Raw genomic sequence first — 24,542 nt, 5'->3', positions numbered from 1 at the left:
GCGGCTCAGTCGATACCCAGCTTCTTGAGCTTGTAGCGCAGCGCGCGGAAGGTGATGCCGAGTTTCTTGGCGGCGGCGGTCTTGTTGTAGCGCGACTCCTCCAGCGCCTTCATGATCGCCGTGCGTTCGAGGTTGCTGATGTAGTCCTCCAGCGCCACGCCGCTGCCTGGAGTGGCCGGTGGCGCGGCTTCGATGGCACCGGCCACGGTAGCCGACGGAGCGGCGATGCCGGCATCGAAGGCCGGTCGCGATGCACGCTGCGGCAGCATCAGGTCGGCGGCGTCGATGCTTTCGCCGTCGCTCATCGCCATCGCACGCTCCAGCACGTTCTCCAGCTCGCGCACGTTGCCGGGGAAGTCGTACTCGTCCAGCGCCTGCTGCGCGGCCGGCAGCAGGCGGCCCGGCGCCATGCCGCTCTTGGCGGCCAGCTGGCGCAGGATGTGCGCGGCCAGCAGCGGCACGTCGCCACGGCGCTCGCGCAGCGGCGGCACACGCAGCTCGATCACGTTGATGCGGTAGAACAGGTCCTGGCGGAACTGGCCCTGGTCGACCAGGGCCGCCAGGTTCTTGTGCGTGGCCGACAGGATGCGCACGTCCACCGGCACTTCCTCGCGGGCACCGATCGGGCGCACCGCCTTCTCCTGGATCGCGCGCAGCAGCTTGACCTGCATGTGCAGCGGCAGCTCGGCCACCTCGTCGAGGAACAGGGTGCCGCCGTTGGCGGCCTGGAACAGGCCTTCCTTGTCGCTGGCCGCACCGGTGAAGCTGCCGCGCTTGTGGCCGAAGAACTCGCTTTCCATCAGCTCGGTGGGAATCGCGCCGCAGTTCACCGGCACGAACGGACCCGAGGCACGCGGGCCCTGCTCGTGGATCAGCCGGGCGACCAGCTCCTTGCCGACGCCGGACTCGCCGGCGATGTACACCGGCGCCTGGTTGCGCGCCAGCTTGCCGATGGTGGCGCGCACCTGCTGCATCACCGCCGAGTCGCCGATCAGCCGGTCGCTGGAGCCGCCACCGGTGCTGGCACCGCCCTCGCCGCGCTTTTCCTCGGCCAGCTTCAGCGCCGTGCGCACCAGCCGCCGCAGCATCTGAATGTCCACCGGCTTGGAGACGAAGTCGAAGGCGCCAGCCTTCAGTGCGCTCACCGCCGCATCGACGTTGCCGTAGGCCGTGATCATGGCCACCGGCGTGTCCGGGTGCTGTTCGGCGATCAGTTCGATCACCTCGTGGCCGGTACCGTCGGGCAGGCGCATGTCGGTGAAGCACAGGTCGTAGCTGCGTTCGGCCAGCGCGCGCTTGGCCTCGCCGACGGTGCCGACCGCGTCCACCTGCAGGTCCATGCGGCCGAGGGTGATGGTGAGCAGTTCGCGGATGTCGCGTTCGTCGTCGACGACCAGGACAGTCTGTAGGCTCATGGGCTCTGGGGATCGTGGGCTGGCGGGCAGGATACTCGCCGCGTCCATCGTCGGCAAAGCAGGCCGGGGCGTTCAGGGCTTCCGGTCTGGGACTGAGTGACCCCGATCCGTGTCGCGCCGGCCCAGGTGCCGGGCGAAGAACCCGGCGATGGTCTGGTAGGCCTGGCGCGATTCCGGCAGCTCGGGATCGGAGAAGAACGAGTGCCACATGCCCTCCCACACGTGCAGCTCCGCCTCGACGCCGGCCTGCTGGAGCAGCGCCTGGCTGCGCACCTCCGAGCTCATCGCCATGTCGCGGGTGCCAGTGATCAGCAGGGTCGGTGGAAACCTGGCCAGCAGCGTCGACGACAGTCCCGGCTGCACCATCGGATCGCGCGGATCGGCGCCCCGGAAATAGGGCAGGTCCCAGAAGCCCAGGCGGTGCGCCGGCACGCCCTGGCCGTTCAGCAGGGGCGCGACCCAGGACGAGTCGCCGGTCAGGTCCAGCAGCGAGCCGCAGAAGGTACCGATCGCACCGGGCACCGGCACCTTGTCCCGGATCAGCCGCGCCACCGATTCGGCGGTGAGGATGCCGCCGGCCGAGCAGCCGTAGATGCCGATGTCCTGTGGCCGGTACTGCTTGAGCAATGCGCGATAGACCGCCTCCACGTCGTCGCTGGCGGCGGGGAAGGTGTGTTCCGGCCCCTGCCGGTAATCCACCGTGATCACCTCGATGCGGCCCACGCTGGCGATCGGGATCGATTCGACCAGGCCGCCGCTGCCGGCGCCCCACAGGAACGCGCCGCCGTGCAGGTTGACCAGTACGCGGTGCCGGTTGGCGGGTGCGACGCCGTCGGCCGGCAGCACCACCTGGGTCCGCACGCCAGCGATCGTTTCGGGGCGGATGGCGACTGGATAAAGCTTGCGCATGCGCGCCACGCGGTCGCTGTTCATGCGGTCGTAGAACGCACGGCTTTCGGCGATGGGGGCGGTGATCGGCGGGGCCTTGGCGCCCTCGGCAAGCATCTTCGGGAAGAACGCGCGGGCCTCGGGCGAGGCGAGCTCCGAATACGGGACCGCAATCGCCGGGGAGGTCACGGTTCCGTCCGGTTGCACCCCGGGAAGCGCACTCGCGGTCTGCGCCGCGCCGGAGGCTGCGCTGGCCAATGAGCTGAACGCGAGTAGCAAAGGGGCGAAAGCGAAGCTGCGCATGCGGACTCCCCGGGCAGGTCGCGCCGGCCGCTGCCGGCGCCAATCATCGGATCACTTGCCGCCGATACCCACGGTCACCGGCGCCAGCACGCCGGCACGCTCGGTTTCCCGGCGGAAGAAAAACAGCGTCACCAGTACCAGGGTCATCGGCACCAGCGAGAAATAGAACGCGTGGATACCGCCAAAGCGGGCGAACACCATCGCGGTGATGCGCGATCCGAGGGTGCCGCCGAGGGCGGAGAAGATCACGATCAGGCCGGTCATCGAGGCATGCAGCGGCTTGGGCAGCGAGCTCAGCGCCACCGAGTTGATCACCGGATAGATCGGCGCCATCAGCAGCCCGATCAGCGGGATCAGGTACGCCGCTGCCGGCGCGCTGAGCCAGCCCACGTCCGGCGTCACGCTGACGCCGCGTGCCATCGGCAGCACCAGCAGCACCAGCGCCGCCATGCCCAGCACGCAGAGATTGAGCAGGCGGTGCCAGCTGACGCGGCGCAGCGCCTGGCCGGCGCCGATCCGGCCCAGCGCGGTGGCGCCGGCGAGGATCGATGCCATCTGGATGCTCATCGCGTTGGGCAGCTTGAGGATCTCGTTGTTGAAGGTCGGCAGCCAGGTGCTGAAGCTCTGCTCGATCAGCACGTAGAGAAAGGCCGAGAGCAGGAACACGTACACCAGCGGGCGCGCCATCAGCTGCAGCATCTGCCCGACGGTGGAGGCTGCCGAGCGCGGGGTCTGGTCGCGGGCCGCCGATTCGTCCAGTGGAGAGGCGGCGAGCAGGGCGATCACCGCGGCGCAGATCACCGCGAGCAGCCAGTACACCCGCAGCCACCGGGTGTCGCCCGGGGCGGCCGGGTCGACGAAGGCGCTGAACAGCCAGCCGCCGGCCAGCACGCCGACCATGAACAGCCCTTCGATGGTGTTGGTCAGGCGCGAGTGTTCGGCCCGATCGGTGGTGAGCAGGCCGATCGAGGAGTACACCGCCACCTTGGCCAGCGCGAACGACACGCCGACGCAGGCGAACAGGAATTCGGTGGTGTGGAAGCCGGGAAACATCGGCATCAGCAGGCAGGCGCCGCCGACGATGGTGAGCGCGCCCATCATCGCCCGGCGGTAGCCGAGCAGGGGAAGGAACGAGGCCACCATGAACGAGGTGATGGCGATCGGCAGGTCCTTGAACAGTTCCAGCAGGCTGGCCTGCGGCTTGTCGATGCCGAAGCTGGCCATCGACTGCAGGATCACCGTGCCGACGCTGTTGAGCAGGATCGCGAAGACCATGTAGATCAGCGCCAGCGCGACGATCATGCGGAATCGGTTCATGCGGTACTCGCGGGCAGTCGACAAAACGACGGTCCGGACCGCGATGCCGCTGCGGCCCGGACCGTTCCGGGGTAACCCTCAGGCCATCAGAACTTGTACTTGACCTGCACGTTGACCTCGCGGCCTTCCAGCGGACGGGCGAGGATCACCCCGTCGGTGCCGGCGGCCGAACCGAAGATACGCGAGTTGCTCTCGGTCAGGCCCAGCTCGTTGGTCATGTTGGTGCCCTGCAGGCGCAGTTCCCAGTTCTTCTGCACGTTGGCGACCACGCCGAAGTCCCAGGTGTCGTAGCTGCCCAGCTGCTGCAGGCCGGACTGGTCCTGGGTGTGCGGGCCGACGTGCGTGTAGGTGACGAAGGCGGTGACGTCGCCCCAGTCGAACGGGATGCGGTAGCTCGGCGTCAGCATGAAGCGCACCTTCGGCTGGCGCTGCAGCTGCTTGCCGTTGACGCTGATGCACTGCGTGGTGCCGCTGGCCAGGTCGGTATAGAGGAAGCAGGAGTTGTTGTGCGAGTAGTGGCCATCGAGGTAGTCGGCCACCACCTGCACCTTGAAGTTCTTGAACGGGGTGACCGCACCGGTCAGGTTGATGCCCTTGGAGTCCGAGCCATACAGCGACTGCGTGCCGACCGGCACGCCCTGGTTGTTGGTCGGCTGGTAGACCAGACCGTCGAACAGGCGGTGGTAGATGCTGATGTCGGCATAGACGATGTCTGACTGGTACTTGAAGCCGCCTTCGATGTTGGTGATCTTCTGCAGCGGCGGCGTGTTGCCGGTGGTGTTGCCCCGAAGCGCGTTGTCGAAGTCGCCGAAGTGCGCACCCTTGTTGGCACGGAAGTACACGCTCATGTTGTCGGCGAGCTCGTAGTTCACGCCGAAGGTCCACGACGGGTGGGTCTTGTTGTAGCTGGTGCGGGCGTAGGTGCCGTCGCATACCGGCACCTTGTTGTCGTACAGCGTGTTGTTGTTGCCGTCGAGGTTCCGCTGGGTCAGGTTGCAGACGTTGTTGACCGCGTCCTCGTTCTCGATGCGGCCGGACAGGTCGAACAGCCACTTGCCCACGCGCCACACGTCGGACAGGTAGAACGCCTTGTTGGTGGCGGTGCCGTGCTGGGCGATGTTGTAGCCGCCGTAGTCGAGAAAGCCCTGGCCGTCGGTCAGGTACATGGTCTGGCCGTTCTGCTGGTAGCTGACCTGGATCGGCCGCGCATTCGGTGTGTTGGTCATCAGCATCTGGTTACCCAGCGCCCACTTGTCGTTCATCGTGTAGTGGGCGAGGTAGATGCCGCCGGTGAGCGTGTTGCCGTCGAAGATCTCCTTGCTCAGGCGGAAGTCGTTGCTCATGTTCTTCAGGTGCTTGTGGATGTACCACCAGCCCTGGTGGATCACGCTCTGGTTCGGGTCGACCATGCCGCCGCCGTTGACGTAGGTGGCGGTGGCCGAGCCGGCCGGCAGGTTGAACGCACCGATGCTCGAGCCGTCGGTGTAGAGCATGTCGCTGAGCGTGCCCGGATTGGTGCCGGAGAACAGCGCGTTGGTGTCGACGTCGCCGCCGTCGAGCAGGAACTTGTCCGACAGTGTCCAGCCGCTGCCCAGGTCGTAGTCGAAGTTGCCGCCGAAGAAGTTGAACTTCGCGCCGCGGCCGTTGGCCAGGTTGGCGTGGGTGCCGCCGCCCGGGTAGCCGGGCAGGTAGACGTGCTGGATCTCCGGACCGTTGTAGGTGTCGGTCAGCGGATCGAAGCCGGGGTAGGCGCTGAACTGGTCGGTGCCGTGCTGGATCAGCGGGATCGGCGTGATGAACTGGTTCTTGTCGTTGAGCGCGCGGGCGTACAGCGTCATGGTGCCGTTGTCGCTGTCGTGGCTGATCGTGGCGGTGAACTGGCCGCCCTTGTCGGCGGAGAACTTCGGATCGCGCACGCCGTCGGAGTCGCGGTAGAAGCCGCCGACGGTGCCATACCAGCTGTTGGCGATCGGGAAGCTGTAGAAGCCGTCGACGCGGCGCAGGTTCTCGCTGCCGTAGGTCACGCCGATGCTGCCGCTGGGCGTATCGGTGCCGGTCTTCAGCATGAAGTTGGCGGTCGCGCCGATCTGGCCGTCACCGAACACCACCGATGGGCCGCCCTGCAGGATTTCCACGCGGTCCACGGTGTCGTCGAGGCGGAAGATCGAAGTGGTCTCGAAGAACGACAGCGTGGGCATGCCGTACAGCGGCGAGCCCATCAGCTGGGTCGAGAAGAACGGCGCGTCGCCGCCGCCCGGGAAGCCGGCGATCTCGATGTTGGCGCCGGTCTGGCCGCCGGTGGATTCCGGCCACAGGCCGGGGGAGATCTTCAGCAGGTCGGCCGTGCTCTTGGGGTTGGCCATCTTGATCTGCTCGGCGTTGGCGCTGACCACCGAGTAGCTGGTGTCGATCTTCTTCAGGCCGCCGGTCGCGGCGTTGCCGGTCACCACGACCTGGTCGAGGGTCTTGGCGGCGCTGGCGTTGGGCTTGGCGCTCTTGGCCGGTTTGCTGGTGGCGGTGGCGTCCTGGGCCGCGGCCATCGCAGGCAGCAGGCAGGCGGCGATCGCCGCGGACAGGGCCAGTCGGGTCAGGTGCTTGTTGTTCATCGGCTTGTACTCCCCACGATGGATCGTTTGTGATGGCGGACGCCCACCCCGGGGCCGCCGGTTCGCCTTCATGTTGTGTAGTGCTTGATATCGAACGCGGCGACGTTCGGGATGCGCGCATCCGCATGCGCCAGCGCGGGCGAGTCGCCCACGGCCACCGCGGCCATCCCGGCCGCGAGGATGCTGTCCACGCCGGCCGCGGCGTCTTCCACGCCGAGGCATTCGTGGGGTTCCACGCCAAGTCCATGGGCGGCGGCGAGGAAGATTTCCGGGTCGGGCTTGGAGCGGGCGATGCGCCCGGCATCGACCACGTGGTCGAACAGGTCGGCGATGCCCATCCGCTCGAGCAGCAATGGCGCGTTGCGGCTGGCCGAGGCCAGGCCCACCTTCAGGCCCGCCGCGCGGGTCGCCGCGATCGCGTCGCGCGCCCCGGGCAGCAGTTGTTCGGGGCCGAAGCGCTCGATCTGTTCCCGGTAATAGCCGTTCTTGCGCTCGGCCAGGGCGAGGCGCTCGTGCTCGGCGTAGCGGCGGTCGGCCCGTTCGAGCAGGATATCGAGCGAGCCGAGCCGGTCGACCCCCTTCATGCGCTCGCCGGTGGCCTCGTCGAACGGCAGGTCGAGCTCCCTCGCCAACTGGCGCCAGGCTGCGTCGTGCACCACCGCGGTGTCGGCGATCACGCCATCGAGGTCGAAGATCACCGCCTTGAGCGGGCGCGGCAGGCGCGCGGGCGTCGCCAGCGGCAGCTCGATCGATCCGCCCGGCGCCAGTTCCTGCAGCGCGCCACCGTGGCGGAAGCGCAGCGGTCGTGCACCGGACAAGGTGTAGCGCACGCCCTGACGGGTCACTTCCACGCGCAGCTGCGCGTCGCGCCAGCGCAGCCCGAAGCGATAGCCGGTCCAGGCGGTCGGCAGGGAAGGAGCAAGGCTGGGCAGGCCGTCGACCACGCGCAGCCCGCCGAATCCCCAGGTCAGCGCGAGCCAGCTGCCGGCCATCGCCGCCATGTGCACGCCGTGCGCGGCGTTGCCATGCAGATCGTCCAGGTCCACCCGCAGGGTGTCCAGGAAGTAACGATAGGCTTCGTCCGGGTAACCGACTTCCCCGGCCATCACGCTGAAGGTGGAGGCCGACAGCGTGGAGTCGTGCAGCGTGACCGACGCGTAGTAGTCGAAGTTGCGCCGCTTGGTGGCACGGTCCACGTTCTCGCCGGCCAGCATCAGCGCGAGCAGGGTGTCGGCCTGCTTGCAGACCTGGTGGCGGTAGATGGTGAGCGGGTGCAGTTCCAGCAGCAGCGGGCGCTTGCCCTCGACCCGCGGGCGCGGCGGCAGGCGCGGCCGGTCGAGGAACGCGTCGTCCTGCGGGAAGATGCCGAGGGCGGGGTCGACCGGCAGGTACATGGCATCGGCCGCGCGCGTCCAGGCGGCGATCTCGTCGGCGCCCAGCCCGATGCGTGCGGCCAGTGCATCGAAATCCGCTGCCCGCTCCTCGGCCATCCAGCGGGCCACTGCCGCCGCATCGCGCAGGTGCTTCTGCGCCATCCGGTTGGTGTAGTGGTTGTTGTCCACCACGGCGGAATACTCGTCCGGTCCGGTCACCGCGTGGATGCAGAACGCACCGCCGCGGCGCAGGTTGAAGTGGCCCACATCCAGCCACACGCGGGCGGTCTCGAACAGTATTTCTGCGCCCTTTTCGATGAGAAAGGCGTGATCGCCGGTCGCATCGGTGTACAGGCGGACCGCCCAAGCCACGGCGGCATTGATGTGGTATTGCGCCGAACCGCTGGGGAAATACGACGAGCACTCGTCGCCACTGATCGTTCGCCAGGCATAGAGCGCGCCGCGCGCGTGGTTCATCTCGCGCGCATGCTGCCGCGCGCGCTCCAGCGTGGCGTGACGGTAGGTCAGCATGCTGCGTGCCAGCTCGGGCGCCACGTTCACCAGGGCCGGCAGCATGAAGGCCTCGGCATCCCAGAAATAGTGGCCTTCGTAGCCTTCGCCGGTCAGTCCCTTGGCGGCGGCGCTGGCGCGGCCATCGCGGCTGCTCGACTGGTAGACGTGGAACAGGTTGAAGCGCAGCGCCTGTTCCACGGAGGGATCGCCGTCGATCGCCAGATCAGCCTGGTCCCACAGCGGAGCCAGCGTGGCGGCCTGGCTCGCCAGCAGGGCATCGAAGCCGGCGTCATGGGCGCGCTGGAGGGCGGCATCCGCGCGGTCGCGCAGGGTGGCCGCATCGATGTCCTCGTGCGGTGCGGTCCACGCGTAGCTGGCGTATTTCTCCAGCGTCACGGGACGGCCTGGCGCCAGCTCGCCCTCGATGATCTGCGCCACGCCGTGCGGGGCATGACCGCCGTAGCGGCAGTGCAGGGCGTCGCCCAGCTGGTGCTGCTGTACGCAGGCGACGCGCACGCCGCTGTGGGTGGTTTCCTGGACCAGCCAGGCGCGGTGCTCGTCGGCGGCCGCGGCCAGCGTGTGGAAGCCGCCGTCCACGTGCGTGCCGATGCGAGGATCGAAGCCCTGCTCGACCGCGTCGCGGCCGGTATCGATGGTGGACTCCAAGCTGATCGGACCGGCGTAATCGCCCGACTGCACGCTGTAGCGGATCGCCAGCAGGCCCGGTTCTTCCAGCAGCACCAGGCGCTCGGCGCGAATATCCAGTGTCGCCCCGGACGGGGCGCGCCAGCGCAGGTGTCGGCGATAGCATCCCGTGCGCAGGTCCAGTTCGCGCTCGAAGGCGAGCCATTCGCCTTCGGACAGCCGCACCGGGACTTCGCCAAGGCGCAGCTGGATCCCGATCGCGTCGGCCACCGGAATGCGGGTGTCGGTGTGGGCGGCGAAGCCGGGAAAGCGTTCGTGGTACCCGATCGGGCTGCGCTCCCAGGCGCCGGCGAGGAAGCTGCCCTGGGTGGCGCCGGGCGCCTCCTCCAGTCCGCCGCGGACGCCGAGCGCGCCGTTGGCCAGTGCGAACAGGCTCTCGTCCTGGGCAAACCCGGCCGGATCGGTGCCATGGCGTACGACGCGCCAGGGATCCGATGTTGCCGTCACCGATGGCCAGGGCTGACCGCCGCGTGGCGTATGCGCCGGTGGCGGCACCGGCGCGGCGTCGAGCTTTTCCAAGCGATACCCCTCTATGGACATTCGGTCGGGCTGCCGTGACGGTCTGGTTCCGACCGGCGGGGCGCGACGATGACAGCTAATGATATCGATATCAAGACATCGATATCATTGGTGCGGCACAGCATGCCGAGGGTTCACCGTTCGTGGTCTTCAAAGGGCTTCGGACTGCCGTTTTCCGGGGATGGGCTGCCGTGTCGATGTGGCCTGGTTGCGGCGGCGCGGCGGATTAGACGCCGCGCCCGCAAATCGCCACACTTGGCCAGGACGCGGCCGGCTCGCCTGGCCCGATCCGGAATCCGGCCCGGAGGCCACATACTTGAGTCGAACCCGCAAAGACCGGCCGGGCCCCACCGGCAGCCTCACCATGGCGGACCTGGCCGAGCTGGCCGGCGTGTCCAAGATCACGGTGTCGCGTGCGCTGGCCGACAGTCCGCTGGTGACGCCGGAGACCCGCGAGCGGATCCAGACGCTGGCGCGCGACCACGGCTACAAGCTCAACGTGAGTGCGCGCAACCTGCGGTTGCGTCGCAGCCACACGGTCGCGGTCATCGTGGAGATGAAGCCGTCCAGCGACCGCACCATGCTCGACCCCTATCCGCTGACCCTGCTCGGTGGCATCGCGCAGGAGCTCACGGCGGCCGGGTACAGCGTGCTGCTGACCACCCGTCAGGGGGCTGCCGCGGCTGCGGTGCAGGCCGCCGACGGGCTGATCCTGCTCGGGCAGGGCGTGCGCCAGGATGCGGTGCGCCGCTTCGACAAGCTGGGGTTGCCGATGGTGGTGTGGGGCGCGCATGGCGACGAGGACGCGCACGCGGTCGTCGGCAGCGACAACCGCATGGGCGGCCGGCTGGTGGCCGAGCACTTCCTGCGCCAGGGGCGGCGCCATCCGGTGTTCGTCGGCAATCCGAGCCACCCGGAGATCTTCGAGCGCCTGAGCGGCTTCGTGGACACGCTGACCGCTCACGGCATCAAGCCGCTGCTGCTGCGGCGGGACGAATTCACCCTCGCGTCGGGCATCGATGCGGTGCACTCGCTGGCGACCCGCAAGGTGCCGTTCGATGCGCTGTTCGCCTGCAGCGACCTGCTCGCGATGGGCGCCATCCGCGCGGTGCAGGAGCTCGGCCGCAAGGTCCCCGATGACTGTTCGGTGGTCGGCTACGACGACATGCCGATGGCCGCGGCGTTCCAGCCGGCGCTGAGCTCGGTCCGGCAGGACTGGCAGGCGGGCGGCAGCCTGCTGGCGCAGAAGATGCTGGCGCTGATCGCCGGCGAGCCGGTGGAATCGCAGGTGTTGCCGGTGAGCCTGGTGGCGCGCGCTACCTGACGCTCTCGTCGGCGATCGCCGGGTCGCCGGTCTGCCGCGCGTGCGCGGGCGTCAACGTGATGCGGAAGCAGCTGCCGCCGCCGGCCACGCGAACGTATTCCAGCGAGGCCTGGTTGGCCTCGGTCATCTGCCGCGCCAGGTACAGGCCGAGGCCGGTGCCGTACTCGTGCGTGGTGTAGAACGGCTCGAAGATCTGCGCCGCCACCTTCGGGGCGATGCCCGGGCCGCGATCGATCACCTCCAGGATCGGCACGCCGTGCTCGCCCGGGCGGGTCACCACCATGACGCGGGCGGGCTCGCCCGGCAGGCGCCCATAGCGCAGGGCGTTCTGCACCAGGTTCCACACCACCTGCTGCAGCTGCTGCGGGTCGGCCACCGCGGCGACGGGAGCGCTGGAGTTGATCACCCGCAGCGAGTCCTCGCCGAGATCGTTGCCCTGGCGATATTCCTCGACGAAGGCATTGGCCCAGTTGCCCAGGTCCAGCGTTTCCGGGCGCGAGCGCTCGCGCCGCGACAACTGCAGGATGTTCTCGATGATCTCGTTCAGCCGCACGCAGTGGTTGTTGATGATCTCCACCATGCGCTGGTCGGTCGGCGGCATGTTGCGCGACTCGGCCAGCAGCTGGGCGGAGTAGCGGATCGCCGCCAGCGGGTTGCGGATCTCGTGGGCGATCGACGCCGACAGTCGGCCCAGCGAGCTGAGCGTGAGCTCCTCGGCACGGCGGGACACCAGCGAGGTGTCGTCGAGGAAGATCAGCACGTGCGAATCGTCGTTCGGTGCCAGGCGGGTGAAGCGCGGCACCACCTCGGGCGTGCCGTCGGCCAGCTGGGTGGCGGTCTCGTCCAGCTTGCCGGAGGTCATCCAGTGGTAGAGCCGGCGCGAAAGCTCCGGCGCCAGTTTGCCCAGGTCGCGCTGGTCGGCCGGTGGGCTGCCCAGCAGCATCCAGCCGGACTCGTTCATCTGGTGGATGTGGTTGGCGTCGTCCACCAGCAGCACGCCGGTCTTCATGCGGCGGATGATCAGCTCGTTCACCTGGGCCAGGTTGGCCAGGTCGATGCTGCGCTGCTCGGCCAGCGCCTCGGTGGCGCGCAGTTGCCGGCCCAGCACGTGGCACAGCGTGGTGGTGGCGAAATAGGCCAGGCCGAACAGCGCGGCCTCGAGCAGCTCATGGCTGTCGATGGGGGTGTTGGGCGAGGTCTCCAGGGTGGTGTGGCCCAGCATGCCCAGCGTGGCCAGGGAGGCGAAGAACAGCGACAGCCGCAGCGGCAGCACCAGTGCGCCGGCGCTCAGGTTCACCGCCAGCATCATCGCGATGCCGATGCGTGCGTCGTGCATGGCGATCACCGCCATCACCGCCACGCCGATGTCGACCACCAGGGTCAGCGATACGGTCACCGGGGCGATCACGGCGAGCCGGCGGGTCAGCAGCAGGATGGCCACGGCAGCGAGCAGGTAGGCGATCACCACGCTCTGCGCCAGGTCCGGGTGGGTCAGCCGGATCCAGCGCATGTCGACCGGGGCGAATGCCAGCGCCACGTACACCACCGCCTGCGCCAGGCGGAAGTAATTGAGGAAGAACAGCTCGTGTCGCGTGGCCGTGGTGGCCCGGCGGGGGGCCGGCGAAGGCATCAGGGCGGGGCTGGACACGGGCGGGTGCACTCCGCGGCGGGGTTTCTGGGCATCTGCGCGCGAGTATAGACGCCCTGCCGGGCCGCGCGCAGCGTGCTCGCGCGACGGCCTGCCCTTTCCATCCGGCCCCGCGCCTGCGAAAATGCCCGGCCATATCGCGCCGTTTTGCGGTGACCGGTCCCCGCGCCCCGGGCGCGCCGGCCGGATGCCACGGCTGCGCTGTGCATGTGCCGGCAGGGCTCCTCCACTGCCGAAGCGACTCTCCCGGATCCCCGCCGCCGCCATGGCGTGGAACCGACACGTCCCCCATTCACTCGAGGTATCGAATGAATTTCCACGAGTACCAGGCCAAAGAGCTGTTCGCGCAGTACGGCATCACCGTACCGCCGGGCAAGGTTGCCAATTCCCCCGATGCTGCTGTCGACGCCGCCAAGGCGCTCGGCGGCACGCAGTGGATGGTCAAGGCGCAGATCCATGCGGGTGGCCGCGGCAAGGCCGGCGGCGTCAAGTTCTGCCGCAGCCTCGACGACGTCCGCGCTGCCGCCAAGGGCATGCTGGGCACCAGGATGGAGACCTACCAGTCCGCCGGCCGCGCGCTGCCGGTGAACCTGGTGCTGGTCACCGACGCCACCGACATCGCCAAGGAGCTGTACCTGTCGGTGCTGGTCGACCGCGACTCCAAGTCGGTCTCGTTCATCGCCTCCAAGCACGGTGGCGTGGACATCGAGCAGGTGGCCAAGGACACCCCGGAAGACATCCACACCATCGTGGTGGACTTCGTCGAGGGCCTGCAGCCGTACCAGTGCCGCCAGCTCGGCTTCGCCATGGACCTCAACGCCAAGCAGGTCGGCCAGCTGACCAAGATCATGCTGGGCCTGTACAAGCTGTTCAACGAGAAGGACCTGTCGCTGGTCGAGCTGAACCCGCTGGCGATCCTCGCCGACGGCACGCTCGCCGCGCTCGACGGCAAGGTCAATTCCGACGACAACGCCGAGTTCCGCCACGCCGACCTGGCCGCCATGCGCGACCTGACCCAGGAAGACGCGGCCGAGGCCGCTGCCGTGCAGCACAACCTCAACTACGTGACCATGGACGGCACCATCGGCTGCATGGTCAACGGCGCGGGCCTGGCCATGGCCACCATGGACGTGATCAAGCTGGCGGGCGGCGAGCCGGCCAACTTCCTCGACGTCGGCGGCGGCGCCACCAAGGAGCGCGTCACCGAGGCGTTCAAGCTGATCCTGTCCTCCGACAAGGTGAAGGCCATCCTGGTCAACATCTTCGGCGGCATCGTGCGCTGCGACCTGATCGCCGAGGGCATCATCGCCGCGGTGAAGGAGGTCGGCCTGACCATCCCCGTGGTGGTGCGCCTGCAGGGCACCAACGTGGATCAGGGCCGCGAGCTGCTGGCCAACTCCGGCCTGGCGATCACGCCGGCCGACGATCTCAACGATGCGGCGCAGAAAGCCGTGGCTGCGGCCAAGGCCTGAGGAGCAATCGAAACATGAGCGTTCTCGTCAACAAGAACACCAAGGTCCTGGTGCAGGGCTTCACCGGCCAGCAGGGCACCTTCCACGCGCAGCAGGCGTTGGACTACGGCACCCAGGTCGTCGGCGGCGTGACCCCGGGCAAGGGCGGTTCCGAGCACATCGGCCTGCCGGTCTTCAACTCGGTCGACGAAGCCGTCAACGAGACCGGCGCCGACGCGTCGGTGATCTTCGTGCCGCCGCCGTTCGCGGCCGACTCGATCCTGGAAGCGATCGACGCCGGTATCCGCGTGATCGTGGCGATCACCGAGGGCATCCCGGTGCTGGACATGCTGCGCGTGAAGAACGTGCTGGCGCAGCATCCGGAAACCGTGCTGATCGGGCCGAACTGCCCCGGCATCATCACTCCGGGCGAGTGCAAGATCGGCATCATGCCGGGCCACATCCACAAGCCGGGCAAGGTCGGTATCGTGTCACGCTCGGGCACCCTGACCTATGAAGCGGTGTTCCAGACCACCAACGAAGGCCTGGGCCAGTCGACCTGCATCGGCATCGGTGGTGACCCGATCAACGGCCTGAACTTCATCGACTGCCTGAAGCTGTTCCAGGACGATCCGCAGACCGAGGGCATCATCATGGTCGGCGAGATCGGCGGTTCGGCCGAGGAAGACGCGGCCGAGTTCATCGCCGAGTACGTGACCAAGCCGGTGGTGTCGTTCATCGCCGGTGCCTCGGCCCCGGCCGGCAAGCGCATGGGCCACGCCGGTGCGATCATCTCCGGCGGCAAGGGCACGGCGGAAGCCAAGTTCGCCGCGCTGGAGAAGGCGGGCGTCACCACGGTGAAGTCCCCGGCCGACCTGGGCAAGACCCTGGCCAAGCTGATGAAGTAAGCCGGTCGCCCACGGGCACCGACGCGAAAAGGCCGCGCATCGCGCGGCCTTTTTGTTTGCCCGTTTCCCGGCGGCGGGCCTTCGCCCCGGGCGAGCCCGCCGCGAGCCGGAGCGACCCGCACCGCCATCGCCCGCGGGCACAAAAAAGCCGGCGATTGCTCGCCGGCCTTTCTGGTCCTCGATGACCCGTCGGTCAGTGGTGGCCGGAGAACGGCACCATCTTGCGCAGCGTGGACGGCGCGTGCGGCCACTTCGGGTCGGTCAGGTACGGGTGGTCCGGATAGTTCAGCGCCAGCACCTTGCGCACCTCGTCGGCCTGCTTCTTCTGGTCCAGCGCCAGGTAGCTGCGCGAAAGGATCGCCAGCGCGTCGCCGACCTGCGGCGCCTGCTGGTAGTGCTCCACCACGTACTGGGCGCGGTCGGCCGAGGCGATGTAGGCCTTGTTGCGCAGGTAGAACTCGGCGACGTTGATCTCGTACTGGGCCAGCACGTTGCGCAGGTAGATCATGCGCTGGCGGGCATCCGCGGCGTAGGCGCTGTCCGGAAAGCGGCGGGTCAGCTCGGTGAAATCGTCGAACGATTTCAGGTTGTAGCCCTGGTCGCGGCGGCTCTCGGCGCCGGAGCGCGAGATGTAGCGCTCGATGATGCCCGAGGTGCGGCCGAAGTTGACCAGGCCGCGAAGGTAATAGGCGTAGTCGACGTGCTTGTTGGTCGGATACGTCTTGATGAAGCGGTTGATCGTCGAATACGCGTCGTCGGGCTGGTTGTCCTTGTATTGCGCGTAGGCCAGTTCCAGCTGCGCCTGCTCGTTGTACTCGCCGGAGGGAAAGCGCGCGATCAGACGCTGATAAGCTTTCGCCGCCGCGGCGTAGTCGCTGTTCTCCAGGTCGCCGTGCGCTTTTGCGTACAGCTGCGGCAGCGGCATCGTGTCGATAGTGGCTCGCTTGCCGTGGAACAGCGAGCAGGCGCTCATCGTGAGGGTGACACCGAACACGACGAGCAGTTTGGAAAGGCGCATGGGCAAGGAATTCAGATGTTTGATCGAAAAGGCATGATAGCCGAAACCGGCCGGACCTCGCGGGGGCGGGCATGACCCTGATCCGCCACGAGGCCGTGGTCCCGCTGGCTGCTGCAGGTCGGAGGTTCGACCAGACGCTGGCCGAGATGTTCCCCGACTACTCCCGCTCCCGCCTGGCGGGCTGGATCAAGGCAGGTGCAGCCACCCTGGACGGCGCCAAGGCGCCGCCGCGGCAGCTGCTCAAGGGCGGCGAGAAGGTTCGTCTGGAGGCCGAACTCGAGGTCGAGGTCAGTTCCGCGCCGGAGGCGATCGCGCTGGACATCGTCCACGAGGACGAGCATCTGCTGGTGCTGAACAAGCCGGCCGGGCTGGTGGTGCATCCCGGCGCGGGCAATCCGACCGGCACGCTGCTGAACGCGCTGCTGCACCACGACCCGGCACTGGCCGAGCTGCCGCGGGGCGGCATCGTTCATCGACTCGACAAGGACACCTCGGGGTTGATGGTGGTGGCCAGGACGCTGGCCACGCATACCGCGCTGGTGGACATGCTGTCCCGCCACGACGTCGAGCGGCAGTACGAGGCGGTGGTGCTGGGTACCCTGGTTGCCGGCGGCACGGTCGACGCGCCGATCGGCCGTCATCTCGGCGACCGCCTGCGCCAGGCCGTGCGAGACGAAGAGGACGGCAAGCGCGCGGTCACCCATTACCGCCTGCGCGAGCGCTTCCGCGCCCACACCCTGATCCAGTGCAACCTGGAAACCGGCCGCACTCACCAGATCCGCGTGCACATGGCGTACATCCATCATCCGCTGGTCGGCGATCCGCTCTACGGCGGCGGCCTGCGCCTGCCGAAGGGTGCCTCCGACGCACTCGTCTTCGCGCTGCGCGGCTTCCGGCGACAGGCCCTGCATGCCGAGCGGCTGGCGTTCGTGCATCCGGCCACCGGCGAGGCTTTGGCGTTCGCGGCGCCGCGTCCGGCCGATTTCGAGGCGCTGATCGGCGCCCTGCGGCAGGATTTCGCCGAGCGCGGACCGGTCGATGACGACTTCTGATCGCCCGCGGGCCCTGGGCTCCGACTGGGTGGTGCCCGGCTGGTCGGTACCCGCGCGGGTGCGTGCCGCGGTGACCACCCGACAAGGTCCGGGAAGCTCCGAGCCTCCCTTCGACCGTTGCAACCTCGGCTTGCGCAGCGGTGACGCGCCCGAGGTCGTCCTGGGCAACCGGGCGGCGGTTGCGGTCACCCTGGCGCTACCGTCGGCCCCATGCTGGTTGCAGCAGGTGCACGGCTGCGAAGTGGCTTTGGTCGGCGCCGCGTCCGTATCCGGCGAGCCGGTCGCCGATGCGGCGGTGACCCGCGAGCCGGGGCGCTCGCTGGCGATCCTCACCGCCGACTGCCTTCCGGTGCTGTTCTGCGACCTCGCCGGCGAAGTGGTCGGCGCCGCCCACGCCGGCTGGCGCGGGCTGGCTGCCGGGGTGCTGGAGCGGACGGTGGCGGCGATGGGCGTGCCTCCTGCCCGGGTCGTCGCGTGGCTCGGGCCCTGCATCGGCGCCCCGAGCTACGAAATCGGCCAGGAAGTCCGCGAGACCTTCCTGGCCCGCGATGCGGATTGCGTCAGCTGCTTTGCGCCGACGCGCCCGGGCCACTGGTTGTGCGACCTGGCCGGCCTGGCGCGGCGCACCCTGCAGGCCGTCGGGGTCGGTCGCATCGATGGTGGCGGCTTCGACACGTTCGCCGATGCGCGCTTCTACTCGTACCGCCGCGACGGCGCCCGCAGCGGGCGCTTCGCCTCGCTGATCTGGCTGGACCAGGCCTGAGCCTCAGCTGGTCAGGCGTTCGAGGAAGGCTTTCGACCAGGCGTCGATATCCTGCTTCTCCAGCACGTCCATCATCGCCCGCCAGCGTTGGCGCCGCTCGCGCAAGGGCATGGTGAGTGCGCGCCCCAGCGCGTCGGCCAGCTCGGCCGGATCGGCCGGGTTCACCAGCAGCGCATCGCCCAGTTCGGCCGCCGCACCGGCGAAACGGGAGAGCACCAGCACGCCGGGATTCTTCGGGTCCTGGCAGGCGACGTATTCCTTGGCCACCAGGTTCATGCCGTCGCGCAACGGGGTGATCAGCGCCACCCGGGCGGTGCGGTAGTAGCCCGTGAGCAGGGAATGCGGGAAGGACTGGTTGACATAGCGGATCGGCACCCAGTCCGGCGCGGCGTATTTGCCGTTGATGTGCCCCGCCAGGCGCTCGAGCTCGCGGCGGATCTGGCGGTACTCCGGCACGCTGCCGCGCGACGGCGGTGCGATCTGCAGGAAGCTGATCCGTCGATGCAGGTCGGGACGGTGCTCGAGCAGGTGGTCATAGGCGCGGAAGCGCTCGGGCAGGCCCTTGGAGTAGTCCAGCCGGTCCACGCCGATGATCAGCGCGCGATCCTGCAGGCTGGTCTCGAGCTGGGCGATTTCGTCCAGGTGGGTTGCCTCGCGAGCGCTCTGCACGACCTGGGCGGTATCGATGCTGATCGGGAACACCGCCGCGCGGAAACTGCGCCCGTCCGGTCCGCGCAGACGCCCGCCGGGGCGCATGGCGCCGCCGATCTCGTGCAGGAAGTAGTCCTCCAGCGCGCGCAGGTCGCGCGCGGTGTGCAGGCCGACCAGGTCATAGGCGGACAGCGTCTCGAACAGCGCCTGGTGGCGCGGCAGTCCGATCAGCAGCGCCGCCGCGGGCAGCGGGGTGTGCAGGAAGAAGCCGATGCGGTTCTTCACCCCACGGGCGCGCAGCCGGGCGGCCAGCGGGATCAGGTGGTAGTCGTGGACCCAGATCACGTCGTCCGGTTCGAGCATCTGCACGAGATGGTCGGCGAACAACGCATTCACCCGCAGGTATCCCTCCAGTTGCTCGCGCCGGTAGTCGACCAGGTCGGGGCGGTAATGCAGCAGCGGCCACAGCGCGCGGTTGGCGAAGCCGGCATAGAACTGGTCGTGGTCGAGGCGGGACAGGTCCAGGGTGACGTATTCCACCGTGTCGTCGCGCACGCGGCGCAGGCGGCCGGTGTCGCTGCCGATCTTGCCGCTCCAGCCGAACCACAGACCGCCGCGCTCGCGCATCGCCGCACGCATCGCCGAGGCGAGGCCGCCGGTGGCGGTCTGTTTCGGCAGCGCGACCCGGTTGGAGACCACGACCAGTCGCCCCTGGGCCTTGGCGCCGGTCACAGTGCATCCTCCCAGCGACGGGACAGGCGCATCGCCGCCTGGATCAGGCCGACCATCGAATAGGTCTGCGGAAAATTGCCCCAGTGCTCGCCCGATGCCGGCGCCAGATCCTCCGAGAGCAGGCCGAGCGGGTTGCGGCGTGCCAGCAGCAGTTCGAACATCTCCCGCGCGCGTTGCCGGCGACCGGTCGCGGCGAGCGCCTCGATGTACCAGAAGGTGCAGATGGTGAAGCTGGTCTCCGGTGTGCCGAAGTCGTCCGGTGCGATGTAGCGGAACAAGTAGTCGCCCCGCCCGAGCGCCGCGCCGATTGCGTCGACCGTCGCCACGAAGCGCGGATCCATCGGATCGACGAAGCCGATGTCGGCGAGCAGCAGCAGGCTGGCGTCGAGATGTTCACCGTCGAAGGCATCGACGAAATGGCCCAGGCGCTCGTTCCAGCTGCGTGCCAGGATGCGTTCGCGCAAGGCCACGGCATGGTCGTGCCAATGGCGGGCGCGGTCGTCCAGGCCCAGCTCGGTGGCGATGTGGGCGAGCCGGTCGCAGGCCGCCCAGCACATCGCCGCGGAATAGGTGTGTACGGCGGCGCGGCCGCGGAATTCCCACAGTCCGGCGTCCGGTTCCTCGGCCATGCGCACCGCCAGCTGTCCCATGCGCTCCAGGCGCTCGAACGTGCGGGTGTCACCCCTCTGCTCGATGCGCCGGTCGAAGAACAGTTGTGCCGAGGCCAGCACCACCGAGCCGTAGACGTCGTTCTGGCGCTGACGCCAGGCGTCGTTGCCGACCCGCACCGGCCCCATGCCGCGATAGCCGGCCAGGTGCGGCTCGATCCGCTCATGCAGCTCGCGTTCGAAGGTGATGCCGAACACGGGCCCCACCTCGTCGTCGCGGTCGGTGGCGATCAGGTTGAACACGTAGCGGATGTAGTTCTCCATCGTACGGGTGGCGCCGAGCCGGTTGAGCGCACGCACGGTGAAGGCGGCATCGCGCAGCCAGCAGTAGCGGTAGTCCCAGTTGCGTTCGGTGCCGGGCGCTTCGGGAATCGAGGTGGTGAGTGCGGCGACGATGGCACCGGTGGCTTCGTACTGGCACAGCTTGAGCGTGATCGCGGCGCGGATCACCGCGTCCTGCCACTCATAGGGGATCGACAGGTAGCGCACCCAGTCCAACCAGTACTCGCGCGTGCGCTTCAGGGCCAGCGACACGAAATCGGCCGGACTGTCGTGCAGGGTCTCGTCGGGACCGAACACGAAGTGTGCCGCCCGGTCGAGCCCGAACGGCAGGGCTCGCTCGATCATCGGCACCGGCACGTCGCTGGTCAGTCGCAGGGTAGTGTCGGCCAGCCGGTAGCGCAGGTGATTGCTGCCGCCGGTGGCCTGCGGTACCTCGGCGCCATAGCGATTCCGCGGGCGCATCAGCACGCGCACGCGCGGCGAGCCGTGCAATGGACGCACACGCCGCACCAGCATGACCGGATGGAACATCCGCCCGTGGGTACGGTAGCGGGGTGCGAAATCGGTAATCTCGATGGCGCCGCCATGGTGGTCGTGCAGGCGGGTGATCAGCACGGCGGTATTCGGGTCGTACTGCTGCCCGCTGCAGGCCAGGTCGAGCAGTTCGATGCCCCAGTCGCCGCCGCCGCCGCGAGGCGAGAGCAGGGCACAGAAGGCCGGGTCGGCATCGAACGTAGGCAGGCAGGACCAGACGATGCTCCCGCGTCGATCGATCAGGGCGGCGACGGTACCGTTGCCGATCACGCCGAGCTCAAGATGGGCCGGAGGAGTCTCCTTCGGGTCGGAGGGCATGGGACGGGGCTCCTTGCTGGATCGCGTCGAGGACGCAACTCAGCCAATGCTGCACGGCAGCAGGACTAGGAAGCGTGAAGCGGGCGGCGGTCGGCGTCCGGTTGCCGACGCGGATCGCCAGTCCGCCGCGCCGCCCGACGACCTCGAAGGCGTGCTCGTCGGTGAGATCGTCGCCGAGGTAGACCGGTCGGCGGCCGCAAAAGGGGGGGCGTTCGAGCAGTTCGCTCACGGCGCGTCCCTTGTCCATGCCCTCCGGCTTGATCTCGGTCACCAGGTTGCCGGCCTGCAGCTCATACCCTTCCAGCGAATCGGCCAGTTCGGCCGCGGCGGCGAGGAGGGTGTCGTAACGATCCGGCTGGCGACGACAGTGCAGGGCAATCGCGGCACCCTTGTCTTCCAGTTGGACGCCATCCAGCGTCCGGACCAGTTGTCGGGCGCGCCGCCGGAGGAGTTCCCGGGCGGCCGGATCCACCGGCAGGTCGCGGCGGGAGCCATCGGCGTGGCGAAGCTGCAGACCGTGCAGACCGGCCGCGGCCCAGGGTTGGTTGAACAGCCGGTCCAGATCGGCCAGCGCGCGGCCGCTGATCAGGGCCAGTGCGCCGTGGACCGCCCGGTGCGCGGCCTGCAGCCGGCGGCTCAACCCGGTTTCGACGGCGACGGCCGCAGGGTCGTCGTGAAACTCCAGCAGAGTGCCGTCGACGTCGAGGAACAGCGCCCAACGTTCGCCCATGGTGGGCATGGGCGGGGTGGGCAGGTCGGAGGGAGGAAGGCCGGCGCTCATGGATCGGGCAGCGTAGCCGGGAGCATGTGAAGACCAGGCGCATCGCTTGAATCGGCGGGCCCTGTCCGCATCTTCCGGGCCAGTGGCGGCACGGCCGCCAAACAATTTTCTGGAGGGGGATCACCTCATGCGGATGGACAAACTCACCTCGCGTTTCCAGCAGGCGCTGGCCGACGCGCAGTCGCTGGCGGTCGGCCGCGACAACAACATGCTCGAGCCGGCGCACGTGATGGCGGCACTGCTCGACCAGCAGGGCGGTTCGACCGCGCCGTTGCTGGCCCAGGCGCAGGTCAACGTGCCGGCGCTGCGCCAGCGCGTGGGCGAGATCCTCGCGCGGCTGCCGCAGGTCAGTGGGCAGGAAGGCAACATCAACGTCGGCAATGACTTGTCGCGCCTGCTCAACCTCACCGACAAGCTCGCACAGCAGCGCGGCGACCAGTTCATCGCCAGCGAGCTGTTCGTGCTGGCGGCGCTGGAGGACAAGGGCGAGCTGGGCGCGGCCCTGAAGGCGGCCGGTGCGACCAAGGCCAACCTCGAGGCGGCGATCGAGAAAGTGCGTGGCGGCGAAAAGGTGCAGAGCGAGAACGCCGAGGACCAGCGCCAGGCGCTGGAGAAGTACTGCATCGACCTCACCTCTCGCGCCGAGAGCGGCAAGCTCGATCCGGTGATCGGTCGCGACGAGGAGATCCGCCGCACCATCCAGGTGCTGCAGCGGCGCACCAAGAACAACCCGGTGCTGATCGGCGAGCCCGGCGTGGGCAAGACCGCGATCGTCGAAGGCCTGGCCCAGCGCATCGTCAAGGGTGAGGTGCCCGAGGGCCTGCGTGACCGCCGCGTGCTGGCGCTGGACATGGGCGCGCTGATCGCCGGCGCCAAGTTCCGCGGCGAGTTCGAGGAGCGCCTGAAGGCGGTGCTCAACGACCTGGCCAAGAACGAGGGCCAGATCATCCTGTTCATCGACGAGCTGCACACCATGGTCGGCGCAGGCAAGGCCGATGGCGCGATGGATGCCGGAAACATGCTCAAGCCCGCACTGGCGCGCGGCGAGCTGCACTGCATCGGCGCCACCACGCTGGACGAGTACCGCAAGTACATCGAGAAGGATGCCGCGCTGGAACGCCGCTTCCAGAAGGTGTTCGTGGGCGAGCCGAGCGTGGAGGACACCATCGCGATCCTGCGAGGCCTGAAGGAGCGCTACGCGGTACACCACGGCGTGGAGATCACCGACCCGGCGATCGTCGCCGCGGCCACGCTGTCCAACCGCTACATTCCGGACCGCCAGCTGCCGGACAAGGCGATCGACCTGATGGACGAGGCGGCCAGCCGCATCCGCATGGAGATCGACTCCAAGCCGGAGGAGCTCGATCGCCTCGAGCGCCGGCTGATCCAGCTGAAGATCCAGCGCGAGATGCTGAAGAAGGAGAAGGACGACGCCTCGAAGCAGCGCCTTGCCGACCTGGAGGCCGACATCGAGAAGCTCGAGCGCGAGTTCTCCGACCTCAACGAGGTCTGGAAGTCCGAGAAGGCCGCGCTGCAGGGCGCGACCAAGGTGAAGGAGCAGATCGAGGCCGCGCGCGTCGAGCTGGAGGCCGCCCAGCGCCGGCAGGACTACGCCAAGATGAGCGAGATCCAGTACGGCCGCCTGCCGGAGCTGGAGAAGCAGCTGGCCGCGGCGCAGGCCGCCGAGCAGCAGGGCGAGTTCAAGCTGGTGCAGGACCGCGTCACCGCCGAGGAGATCGCCGAGGTGGTCTCGCGCTGGACCGGCATCCCGGTCTCCAAGATGCTGGAGGGCGAGCGCGAGAAGCTGCTGAAGATGGAGGATGCGCTGCACACCCGCGTGGTCGGCCAGGAGGAGGCGATCAAGGTGGTTGCCGATTCGGTACGACGTTCCCGCGCCGGCCTGTCCGATCCGAACCGGCCCAGTGGCTCGTTCCTGTTCCTCGGTCCCACCGGCGTGGGCAAGACCGAGCTGTGCAAGGCGCTGGCCGAATTCCTGTTCGACTCGGCCGACGCGATGGTGCGCATCGACATGAGCGAGTTCATGGAGAAGCACGCGGTGTCGCGGCTGGTCGGTGCGCCTCCGGGCTACGTCGGCTACGAAGAGGGCGGCTACCTCACCGAGGCGGTGCGTCGTCGGCCGTACAGCGTGATCCTGCTGGACGAGGTGGAGAAGGCGCATCCGGACGTGTTCAACATCCTGCTGCAGGTGCTCGACGACGGTCGTCTCACCGACGGCCAGGGCCGCACGGTGGACTTCCGCAACACGGTCATCGTGATGACCTCCAACCTCGGTTCGCACCAGATCCAGGAGCTGGCCGGCGACGACAGCCCGGAGGCCTATACGCAGATGAAGGCCGCCGTGATGGGTGTGGTGCAGGCGCACTTCCGGCCGGAGTTCATCAACCGGCTGGACGACATCGTGGTGTTCCACCCGCTGACCAAGCCGCAGATCCGCCAGATCGCGCGGATCCAGCTGCGCAGCCTGGAGAAGCGGCTGGCCGAGCGGCAGTTGTCGCTGACCATCAGCGAAAAGGCGCTGGATCTGCTGGGCAACGTCGGTTTCGATCCCGTGTACGGCGCACGACCGCTGAAGCGGGCGATCCAGCAGCAGGTGGAGAATCCGCTGTCGCGGCAGATCCTGGAGGGACACTTCCCGCCGGGAGCCACCGTGGCGGTGGACGCCGAAGGCGGCCAGTTGGTGTTCCGCAAGGTCTGATTACCGGACCGTCGCCCCAAGAAAAAGCCCGCCGTGAGGCGGGCTTTTTCGTTTCCT

General features: G+C 68.5%; 16 protein-coding genes. 6 read left to right on the top strand and 10 right to left on the bottom strand.

The features are described 5' to 3' along the window. Nucleotides 1–5: 5 nt before the first annotated feature. The 5 genes from ATSB10_RS10955 to pgmB form a co-directional block, all read right to left on the bottom strand. On the bottom strand, nt 6–1,415 hold the full coding sequence (locus tag ATSB10_RS10955; protein ID WP_063672776.1) for a sigma-54-dependent transcriptional regulator: 1,410 nt from the start codon (nt 1,413–1,415) through the stop codon (nt 6–8). 72 nt (nt 1,416–1,487) lie between these two features. After that, nucleotides 1,488–2,492 carry an alpha/beta hydrolase gene (locus ATSB10_RS10950; protein ID WP_236886405.1) on the bottom strand — a complete coding sequence of 335 codons (1,005 nt, stop codon included), beginning with the start codon at nt 2,490–2,492 and terminating at the stop codon, nt 1,488–1,490. A 165-nt stretch (nt 2,493–2,657) separates the two neighbouring features. Then, nucleotides 2,658–3,923 carry an MFS transporter gene (locus ATSB10_RS10945; RefSeq protein WP_063672772.1) on the bottom strand — a complete coding sequence of 422 codons (1,266 nt, stop codon included), beginning with the start codon at nt 3,921–3,923 and terminating at the stop codon, nt 2,658–2,660. Between the two features lie 86 nt (nt 3,924–4,009). Beyond that, nucleotides 4,010–6,529 (bottom strand): TonB-dependent receptor, encoded by a 2,520-nt coding sequence (locus ATSB10_RS10940; RefSeq protein WP_063672770.1) that lies wholly within the window; start codon nt 6,527–6,529, stop codon nt 4,010–4,012. Between the two features lie 68 nt (nt 6,530–6,597). Then, complete coding sequence (pgmB, locus tag ATSB10_RS10935; protein WP_063672768.1) at nt 6,598–9,639, bottom strand: beta-phosphoglucomutase; 3,042 nt, start codon at nt 9,637–9,639, stop codon at nt 6,598–6,600. Nucleotides 9,640–10,003: 364 nt separating this feature from the next. On the opposite strand from pgmB, the gene ATSB10_RS10930 reads away from it, so the two are divergent. Then, complete coding sequence (locus tag ATSB10_RS10930) at nt 10,004–10,963, top strand: LacI family DNA-binding transcriptional regulator (protein WP_063672766.1); 960 nt, start codon at nt 10,004–10,006, stop codon at nt 10,961–10,963. On the opposite strand, the gene ATSB10_RS10925 is transcribed toward ATSB10_RS10930, so the two are convergent. Further along, a complete protein-coding gene (locus ATSB10_RS10925) occupies nt 10,956–12,593 on the bottom strand; it encodes a sensor histidine kinase (RefSeq protein ID WP_063672764.1) in 1,638 nt (545 codons plus the stop codon). The genes ATSB10_RS10930 and ATSB10_RS10925 overlap by 8 nt on opposite strands. Before the next feature lie 326 nt (nt 12,594–12,919). Between ATSB10_RS10925 and sucC the strand changes: the two genes are divergently transcribed. Then, nucleotides 12,920–14,083: an ADP-forming succinate--CoA ligase subunit beta gene (gene sucC / locus ATSB10_RS10920; RefSeq protein ID WP_063672762.1), complete on the top strand. Its 1,164-nt coding sequence runs from the start codon at nt 12,920–12,922 to the stop codon at nt 14,081–14,083. 14 nt (nt 14,084–14,097) lie between these two features. Next, on the top strand, nt 14,098–14,970 hold the full coding sequence (gene sucD, locus ATSB10_RS10915; protein WP_063672760.1) for a succinate--CoA ligase subunit alpha: 873 nt from the start codon (nt 14,098–14,100) through the stop codon (nt 14,968–14,970). A 193-nt stretch (nt 14,971–15,163) separates the two neighbouring features. Here sucD and ATSB10_RS10910 read toward each other — a convergent pair whose 3' ends face one another. Further along, nucleotides 15,164–15,988 (bottom strand): outer membrane protein assembly factor BamD, encoded by an 825-nt coding sequence (locus ATSB10_RS10910; RefSeq protein WP_063672758.1) that lies wholly within the window; start codon nt 15,986–15,988, stop codon nt 15,164–15,166. Between the two features lie 71 nt (nt 15,989–16,059). On the opposite strand from ATSB10_RS10910, the gene rluD reads away from it, so the two are divergent. Both rluD and pgeF read left to right on the top strand, forming a co-directional pair. Continuing rightward, nucleotides 16,060–17,040, top strand: coding sequence for a 23S rRNA pseudouridine(1911/1915/1917) synthase RluD (rluD, locus tag ATSB10_RS10905; RefSeq protein ID WP_063672756.1), 981 nt, complete (start codon nt 16,060–16,062; stop codon nt 17,038–17,040). Continuing rightward, a complete protein-coding gene (gene pgeF, locus ATSB10_RS10900; RefSeq protein ID WP_063672754.1) occupies nt 17,027–17,803 on the top strand; it encodes a peptidoglycan editing factor PgeF in 777 nt (258 codons plus the stop codon). Before rluD ends, pgeF begins: the two co-directional genes overlap by 14 nt. 3 nt (nt 17,804–17,806) lie before the next feature. Here the strand turns inward: pgeF and otsA are convergent, their stop codons facing one another. Genes otsA through otsB form a run of 3 tightly spaced genes read right to left on the bottom strand, consistent with a single transcriptional unit; the run spans nt 17,807 to nt 21,769 of the window. After that, nucleotides 17,807–19,186, bottom strand: coding sequence for an alpha,alpha-trehalose-phosphate synthase (UDP-forming) (otsA, locus tag ATSB10_RS10895; RefSeq protein ID WP_063672752.1), 1,380 nt, complete (start codon nt 19,184–19,186; stop codon nt 17,807–17,809). Beyond that, complete coding sequence (locus tag ATSB10_RS10890; RefSeq protein ID WP_063672750.1) at nt 19,183–20,988, bottom strand: glycoside hydrolase family 15 protein; 1,806 nt, start codon at nt 20,986–20,988, stop codon at nt 19,183–19,185. The genes otsA and ATSB10_RS10890 overlap by 4 nt, the downstream gene beginning before the upstream one ends. Next, nucleotides 20,948–21,769, bottom strand: coding sequence for a trehalose-phosphatase (gene otsB, locus ATSB10_RS10885; RefSeq protein WP_063672748.1), 822 nt, complete (start codon nt 21,767–21,769; stop codon nt 20,948–20,950). Before otsB ends, ATSB10_RS10890 begins: the two co-directional genes overlap by 41 nt. Nucleotides 21,770–21,896: 127 nt before the next feature. On the opposite strand from otsB, the gene clpB reads away from it, so the two are divergent. After that, nucleotides 21,897–24,485 carry an ATP-dependent chaperone ClpB gene (gene clpB / locus ATSB10_RS10880; protein WP_205631047.1) on the top strand — a complete coding sequence of 863 codons (2,589 nt, stop codon included), beginning with the start codon at nt 21,897–21,899 and terminating at the stop codon, nt 24,483–24,485. The last annotated feature ends 57 nt before the right edge of the window (nt 24,486–24,542 follow it).

It is taken from the genome of Dyella thiooxydans (genome assembly GCF_001641285.1).
GTDB lineage: Bacteria > Pseudomonadota > Gammaproteobacteria > Xanthomonadales > Rhodanobacteraceae > Dyella_A > Dyella_A thiooxydans.
This window is presented reverse-complemented; position numbering and strand designations above follow the sequence as displayed.